At 64.4% G+C, this 6,707-nt stretch carries 5 protein-coding genes and 1 tRNA gene; 4 read left to right on the forward strand and 2 right to left on the reverse strand.

Annotated features, from left to right (window positions below):
• Positions 1 to 703: protein phosphatase 2C domain-containing protein (locus tag Q427_RS02640; protein WP_043510737.1), on the forward strand; the 703-nt coding region annotated here is incomplete at its 5' end.
• Positions 704 to 1,011: 308 nt separating this feature from the next.
• Here Q427_RS02640 and Q427_RS02645 read toward each other — a convergent pair.
• A tRNA-Met gene (locus Q427_RS02645) sits at positions 1,012 to 1,088 on the reverse strand.
• Positions 1,089 to 1,288: 200 nt separating this feature from the next.
• On the opposite strand from Q427_RS02645, the gene phbB reads away from it, so the two are divergent.
• Positions 1,289 to 2,035, forward strand: a complete 747-nt coding sequence (gene phbB / locus Q427_RS02650; protein ID WP_043510740.1) for an acetoacetyl-CoA reductase — start codon at positions 1,289 to 1,291, stop codon at positions 2,033 to 2,035.
• Between the two features lie 101 nt (positions 2,036 to 2,136).
• Here the strand turns inward: phbB and Q427_RS02655 are convergent, their stop codons facing one another.
• A complete protein-coding gene (locus Q427_RS02655) occupies positions 2,137 to 4,917 on the reverse strand; it encodes a DUF349 domain-containing protein (protein WP_043510742.1) in 2,781 nt (926 codons plus the stop codon).
• 256 nt (positions 4,918 to 5,173) lie between these two features.
• Here Q427_RS02655 and minC point away from each other — a divergent pair, with 256 nt between their 5' ends.
• The gene (minC, locus tag Q427_RS02660; protein ID WP_043510745.1) at positions 5,174 to 5,917 is read left to right on the forward strand and encodes a septum site-determining protein MinC; all 744 of its coding nucleotides are present in this window, start codon (positions 5,174 to 5,176) and stop codon (positions 5,915 to 5,917) included.
• A gap of 75 nt (positions 5,918 to 5,992) precedes the next feature.
• The coding region (minD, locus tag Q427_RS02665; protein ID WP_043510747.1) for a septum site-determining protein MinD at positions 5,993 to 6,707 on the forward strand (715 nt) is incomplete at its 3' end.

Raw genomic sequence — 6,707 nt, forward strand, 5'->3', positions numbered from 1 at the left:
GCCGGCCTCCGACCGTGGGGCCCAGGCCGTGGTAACGGCCCTGCTGCGCCTGCTGGATACCCTGGAGGCCCAGGTGGGGCAGTTGGTGGACGCCGTGGAGGCCCCTGACGTGCTGGACAGCCAGGCGTTCGCACTGATGCTGGTCAGACATGCCCAGGGTGTCCTGAAGGACCTGGCGTTGGCGCAGCAACGTTCGGTTCGCGACCTGCGCTGTACCCTGCTGCTCGTCGTGGCGGGGCAGGCTCGGTTGCTATGGCTCAAGGTCGGTGACGGGGCCCTGGTGTTGGAGCAGGCCATACCGGTTGAAGCCGGCGTTGAGTCGAGTGAGCCCGTTCTCATGCCGGAGCTCGGCACCCTGGGCGAGCCCGGCAAGGGCGAATTTGCCAACCAGACCGTTTTCGTCGATGAGCGCCTGTCACCCGACCAGGTGCAGTGGGGCTGCCGTGATATCGCGCAAGTGACCGGCATGGCGGCCATGAGCGACGGTGCGGCCGAGAAGCTGGTCTCGCTCGGCGGCGAGCGGGTGTCGGGCCAGCTCAGCCACTGGCTCGACGACCTGCGGCGGAGCCGGCTGCGTCAACGCGACCTGGTCCGGCTATTCTACAGCGATGCCTTCTGTCGCGGCACCAGCGGCGACGATCGCAGCATCGCCCTGGCTGCGCGCGACCTGCCGCTCCAGGAGAGCGCACACGCACAGGAGTAGCGGGGCCGCTGACGTTGCATGGAAAGCGAACCGACGACGGTCGTCGTGATGGCGCCCAATAAAAAAACCGAGGCTTGTGGCCTCGGTTCTTTCGAATTTGGTAGCGGGGGCCGCTGACGTTGAATGGAAATCGAACCGACGACGGTCGTCGTGATGGCGCCCAATAAAAAAACCGAGGCTTGTGGCCTCGGTTCTCTCGAATTTGGTGGCGGGGGCCGCTGACGTTGAATGGGAAGCGAACCGACGACGGTCGTCGTGATGGCGCCCAATAAAAAAACCGAGGCTTGTGGCCTCGGTTCTTTCGAATTTGGTAGCGGGGGCCGGATTTGAACCGACGACCTTCGGGTTATGAGCCCGACGAGCTACCAGACTGCTCCACCCCGCATCAACGTGGGGCAAATACTACGCTTTTTCTGCGCCATGTCAAGGGGTCGATCGATGATCGTGCACTTGTCGCTCAAGGGTCCATAATCACAAAGGATGCTTGAAGGGGGAGCCTTTCAGGAAGCATCCTGTTACAGCTTGCCTGCTGCTTCAGGTCAAGCCATTCTGCATAAGTATGCGTCATGATCAGGGAGGTGGAATATGACCCAAACAGCACCCGTTGCCTGGGTAACCGGCGGAACCGGTGGTATCGGCTCGTCGATATGTCGCAGCCTGGCCTCAGCGGGCTATCTCGTGGTTGCCGGTTATCATAACCCGGAGAAGGCAAAGACCTGGCTGGAGACCCAGAAGGCCGATGGCTTTGACAATATCGCCCTGTCGGGCGTCGACCTGACCAGCTTCGAAGCGTGTGAGGCTGGCATCAAGGAGATCGAGGAGAAGCATGGTCCCGTCAGTGTGCTGGTCAACTGTGCCGGTATCACCCGGGACGGCACCCTGAAGAAGATGACCGCCGAGCAGTGGCACGAGGTCATCGACACCAACCTCAACAGCGTCTTCAACACCTGCCGTAGCGTCATCGGGACCATGCTCGACCAGAAGTACGGTCGCATCATCAACATCTCCTCGATCAACGGCCGCAAGGGGCAATTTGGCCAGGTCAACTACTCTGCCGCCAAGGCAGGCATGCATGGCCTCACCATGGCGTTGGCCCAGGAGACCGCCACCAAGGGCATCACCGTCAACACCGTATCGCCGGGCTATATTGCCACCGACATGATCATGAAGATTCCAGAGAACGTGCGCGAGGCAATCCGCGAGACCATCCCGGTCAAGCGCTATGGTACGCCGGAAGAGATTGCGCGACTGGTGGTCTTCCTGGCCGACAAGGAGTCGGGATTCATTACCGGGGCCAACATCGATATCAACGGTGGTCAGTTCATGGGCTGACACCACTCTGTCATATGCCATGCATCAGCGGGAGGCTTCGCCTCCCGTTTGCGTGTCTGCAGGTGTGAAAGCGAGCCGGCCGGTAGGTGGTAGCCTGGCGCTCAGGGAGGCGGCAGGTGGGTCAGTCGTTTCAGCAGGGCGTCGAGCTCCCCGACCTCATGCTCCCACTGGTCCGGTGAGACAGGGCCGGTGGCGAGCAGGTTGCGCAGCACGATGCGTACTTCCTCTGCACGGCTGAGCTCCCGGCTCAGCCCTTCGTTGAGCCGCTCGACCTGAATGGCCAAGCGCAGCGGTTCGTCACGCTGGCTGACGCGGCCCATGGCCAACAGCGAAAGGTGAACACGCAGCCGTGCCAGCTGCTCGGCCACGTCAGCAGGGGAGGGGGGGTGAAGGCGTGCGGCGTTGCGCTGCTCATGGGCGGTGCGCATGTCCTCCGGCAGGGAGAAGCGCTCATCGGCGGCGACCCTCTCGACAGCGCCCTGTTCGATCAGCTTGGCGTCTGCCCTCAGGTGTGCGTCGATCAGGGGCCGGTAGGCTTGCCAACGCTGGATCTCCTCGGCCACGGCCAGGCGATTGAGTCGTTCCCGCCGGGCACGCACGATGCCGCTCCAGCGGCGTCGCATGCCCTCCGTGCGCCGCCCCGAGGGTAGCGGCTCCAGGGTCGACGCTTCATCGATAGCTTGTTCCAGGGTCGTACTGTCCGCATGGCGGCTCGGCTGCCAGGCGTCGATGCGATCGATCAACGCCTGCATCTCCTCCAGGCGTTGTCGAGCTCGCTGAGTTCGGTCATCCCGCTGGGCTTCACGGGCGGCGAAGATCTGGTCGCAGATCTCGCGAAATTCCCGCCACAGCGCCTGCTCCTCGCCACGGGGTGCACGGCCCAGCTCGCGCCAGCGCTGCTGAAGCGCCTTGGCTTCTTCGGCCCGGGTGGCTGCCGGCAGCTGTCGCTCAAGCAGCGCGCGGGCTTCGTCGACAAGTTGCCGCTTGGTATCGGCCAATTCCCGTGCCCGCTGGTCGATCAGCCCCTGGAGCGCGTAGCGGATGCGCCCGAATCGCCGCCCGATGGATTCCGACTGCTCCTTGGGAACCGGCGAGTGGCGACGCCACTCCTCCCGGGCGTGATCGCGGATACGACGCAGCGCGTCCGGGTCGGCATCCTCGGCGGGGGCCTCCAGCAGGGCTTCCAGTTGCTCGCAGAGTGCCGTGCGGGCTTCCAGGTTGCGGATGCGCTCGGCATTCAGCTTGTCCCGCCAGGGGGCCAGGCGTTCGTGGATACGGTCCGACGCTGTGCGGAACTGCTCCGAGAGCTGGCGATTGGCAGCGGCATCGCCAAGCAGCTTCCAGTCCCGCACCAGCTGCCGATGCCGGCGGTCGAGCTCCACGTCGGCCAGCGTTGACTCCTCGGCCAGTTGCTCGATGGCCTGGCAGAGCTGCTCGCGCTTGGGGCCGGCAACGAAACCGCGCCAGTCACGCAGCTCGGCAAGCCTGGCCCCCAGGCGCTTGAGGGTGGCCTGGTGGGGTTGGAGTCGTTCTGCCGGCAGTGATTCGGCACGGTGCCTGAGGCTTTGATGCAGGCGGCTGGCCCCCTTGAAGGCGCCCCGGTCGAGGAGTTGCTCCAGTTGAGAGAGGTCGGCAGCGAACTGCTCCAGCCGCGCGTCGAGGCCGCCGTCCGTTTCCTGGTTGCCAGCGAGTTCGCGACGGGCCCGGGCGAGCAGTGGTGTAGGAGGAAGATCCTCGGGCCACTGGCAGGCCTCTAGACTGGCTGCCAGGCGCTCCGGGTCCCGCTCCTTCAGGGCTGCTTCGAGTTCGAGCGCCTGTGCGGCCAATCGCTCCCAGGCGGTGAGAACCCGGTCATAGTCGGCCAGTACGGTGTCATAACGTTCGCGAAGCCCTTCATCGGTGACGTGCAGGTCGGAGAGAGTCTGCCAGCGGTTGGCCAGCAGCAGCTTCTGTGAGCGCAGGCTGGCAATATCCTGTTCTGTGAGAAGCTCCCCCCTAGGTAGGCCGGCAAGGCTCTCCTCCAGTGCCTCGAGCAGCGATTCACGGGCTTCGGACGCCAGTTCGCGGCGGCGGTCCGCCTGGGCATGGGCGTGCTCGCGTGCCTCATGGTCGGATATGACCTTCCGGCAGCGCTGGCAGGCGTCCTGGTAGCGACGCTCCTGACTGGCATCGGGAAGGCCCGGCATCGATTCCCACTCCCGGGCCAGATGACGATACCGGCCGGCATAGAGCGGCTCCCAGGGAGCGTGGCCTTGAGCCTCCAGCTTGGCCAGCAGGGCCTCGCGGTTCTCGCGCTCGGCGGTCAGGGAGGCGGCATCGGCTTTCAGGCGATTCAGGCGCTCTTTGGCCTGACGCATGACCTGGCGGTCGCGCCGGGCCTTCTGGGCCAGCTGCTGCAGGCCAGCTTCGCTGGTCACCCGGGCCGCAGCGGCGTGGCGGACGGCAGCGATCCCGTTTTCGCAGGCCTGGTGGATAAGGTCCTCCTCCGCATCGAGGCGAGCCACGGCGGCCAGCCTCAGCTGCTGGTTGTCGCCCTGCAGGGCGACGGCGGAGAGCAGACCGCGGTCGTCGATGTTTTCCAGCAGCTGCAGGCGCCGGGTCAGCGGCACGCCCCCGGTCTTGCCGGTAAGTATGTCGATCAGGCGGCGATGCAGCTCCGGCGCGTAGGGCTGTTCGCCGAGCAGGCGAATTAGCGTGTCGGGCTCGTCGATGCGTTCCAGCGCCGCCAGGCGAACCCGTGGATCGCTGTCAAGGCAGAGTCGTTCCAACCCCTCTCGCTGGTCTGGGCGCGAAGGGTCGAGTTTGTCGACGGCCTGGCGTCGTACATGGGCGTCGTGGTGCTGCCAGCGAGGGGCAAAAAGGCGTCGAAGGAATCCGGGCATGGGGCATCCTGAGCGTGGAGAGCGCAGGGCAAAGTGCCTGCGCGAGCCGTATTATTGCTATCGGGTCGGCATCTTTCGTCTAATGTATGTATCTAAGCACGCGCCGCGGCTGGGGAAAAGCCTAACCCCCGGCTTGGTGTGGCCAATCTGCGACTCTGTCATCCCGGCCCGGCTGGCCGTATGATCAGTTGCAGGGGCGCAGGGAGTCGCTTAGCTTTAGACCCACGACCCGACAACACCCGAGTGGAGTCCGGCAATGAGCCTCAAAGTGGACAGGGCAAGCATGGCATTTACCTTCAAGGGGGGCATGCTGCCAATGACGGTCATGGAACTGGCCAGCGCAGACCCGGAACGCATCAGAGAGCAGCTTTCCGGCAAGCTCAGTCAGTCACCCGCCTTCTTTCAGCATACCCCCGTCGTTCTCAGCGTGGAGAAGCTCGATGAGCCTCACCTGGCGCTGGAGCGCATCTGTGCCGTATGCCGGGCCCACAAGCTGCTGCCGGTGGCGGTGCGCGGTGGTCCCGATCCGGTGAAACAGTCGGCCTGGGCGCTGGGGCTGGGCTGGTTTCCACCCAACGATGGCGCCCGGGTGCGCACGCTGGAAGGCGTGTCCGCGGTCGAGTCGGGGCCCGATGTGCCGGATCCCTCTCCGGAGCCGGCCAGCACGGCCAGCGGCGGCCGTATCTATCGGGGCACGGTACGCTCCGGTCAACAGGTTACCGCTCCTGATGGGGACCTGGTGGTGATCGGTGCCGTCAACGCCGGAGCCGAGGTACTGGCCGCAGGCAGCGTGCATGTTTATGGTGCCCTGCGCGGTCGAGCCCTGGCCGGCATTCATGGCGATACCATGGCCGGTATCTTCTGCCGCGAGCTGCGTGCGGAGCTGCTGTCGGTCGCCGGCAACTACAAGCGTCTGGAGGATATCGACCCTCAGCTGCTGGGGACTTCGGTCCAGGTCAAGCTCTGCGATGCCCAGTTGGGGATAACCTCACTCAGTTGACCGTATGCGGCACCTTATTGACGCTCCATATTTTACCGTTATCCGTTTTCTACGTTATCCATAGGGAAGTACAACTTGGCCAAGATTATCGTAGTGACCTCAGGCAAGGGTGGGGTCGGAAAGACAACCAGTGCAGCGGCCATTGCCACCGGCCTGGCCCTGCGAGGCAACAAGACCGTCGTCATCGATTTCGACGTGGGGCTGCGTAACCTGGACCTGATCATGGGCTGTGAGCGTCGTGTGGTTTACGACCTGGTCAACGTGATTCAGGGGGAGGCAGGGCTCAACCAGGCATTGATCCGCGACAAGCGTGTCGACAACCTGCATATCCTGCCGGCCTCCCAGACCCGCGACAAGGATGCCCTGACGTCGGAAGGCGTGGAGAAGATTCTCGAGACCCTGAGCAAGGATTTCGACTATATCCTCTGCGACTCGCCTGCCGGCATCGAGCGGGGTGCTCAGCTCGCCATGTACTACGCCGACGAGGCGATCGTGGTGACCAACCCCGAGGTGTCGTCGGTGCGCGACTCCGATCGAATCCTGGGGCTGCTGGCGTCCAAGACCCGACGGGCCGAGCGCGGCGAGGATCCGATCAAGGAACACCTGCTGATCACCCGCTACAATGCGACCCGCGTTGACGATGGCGACATGCTCAACCTCGAGGATATCCGCGAGATACTGGCCATCGATCTGATCGGACTGATCCCGGAGTCGGAAGCGGTGCTGCGTGCGTCCAACCAGGGTGTGCCGGTCACCCATGACGACAACAGCGATGCGGGACAGGCCTATG

The organism is Halomonas sp. BC04 (assembly GCF_000568385.1).

Bases quoted from the DNA above. Each gene is read 5' to 3' on its own strand.
- minC (WP_043510745.1), top strand. From the start codon at position 5,174: ATGAGCCTCAAAGTGGACAGGGCAAGCATGGCATTTACCTTCAAGGGG.
- phbB (WP_043510740.1), top strand. From the start codon at position 1,289: ATGACCCAAACAGCACCCGTTGCCTGGGTAACCGGCGGAACCGGTGGT.
- Q427_RS02655 (WP_043510742.1), bottom strand. From the start codon at position 4,917: ATGCCCGGATTCCTTCGACGCCTTTTTGCCCCTCGCTGGCAGCACCAC.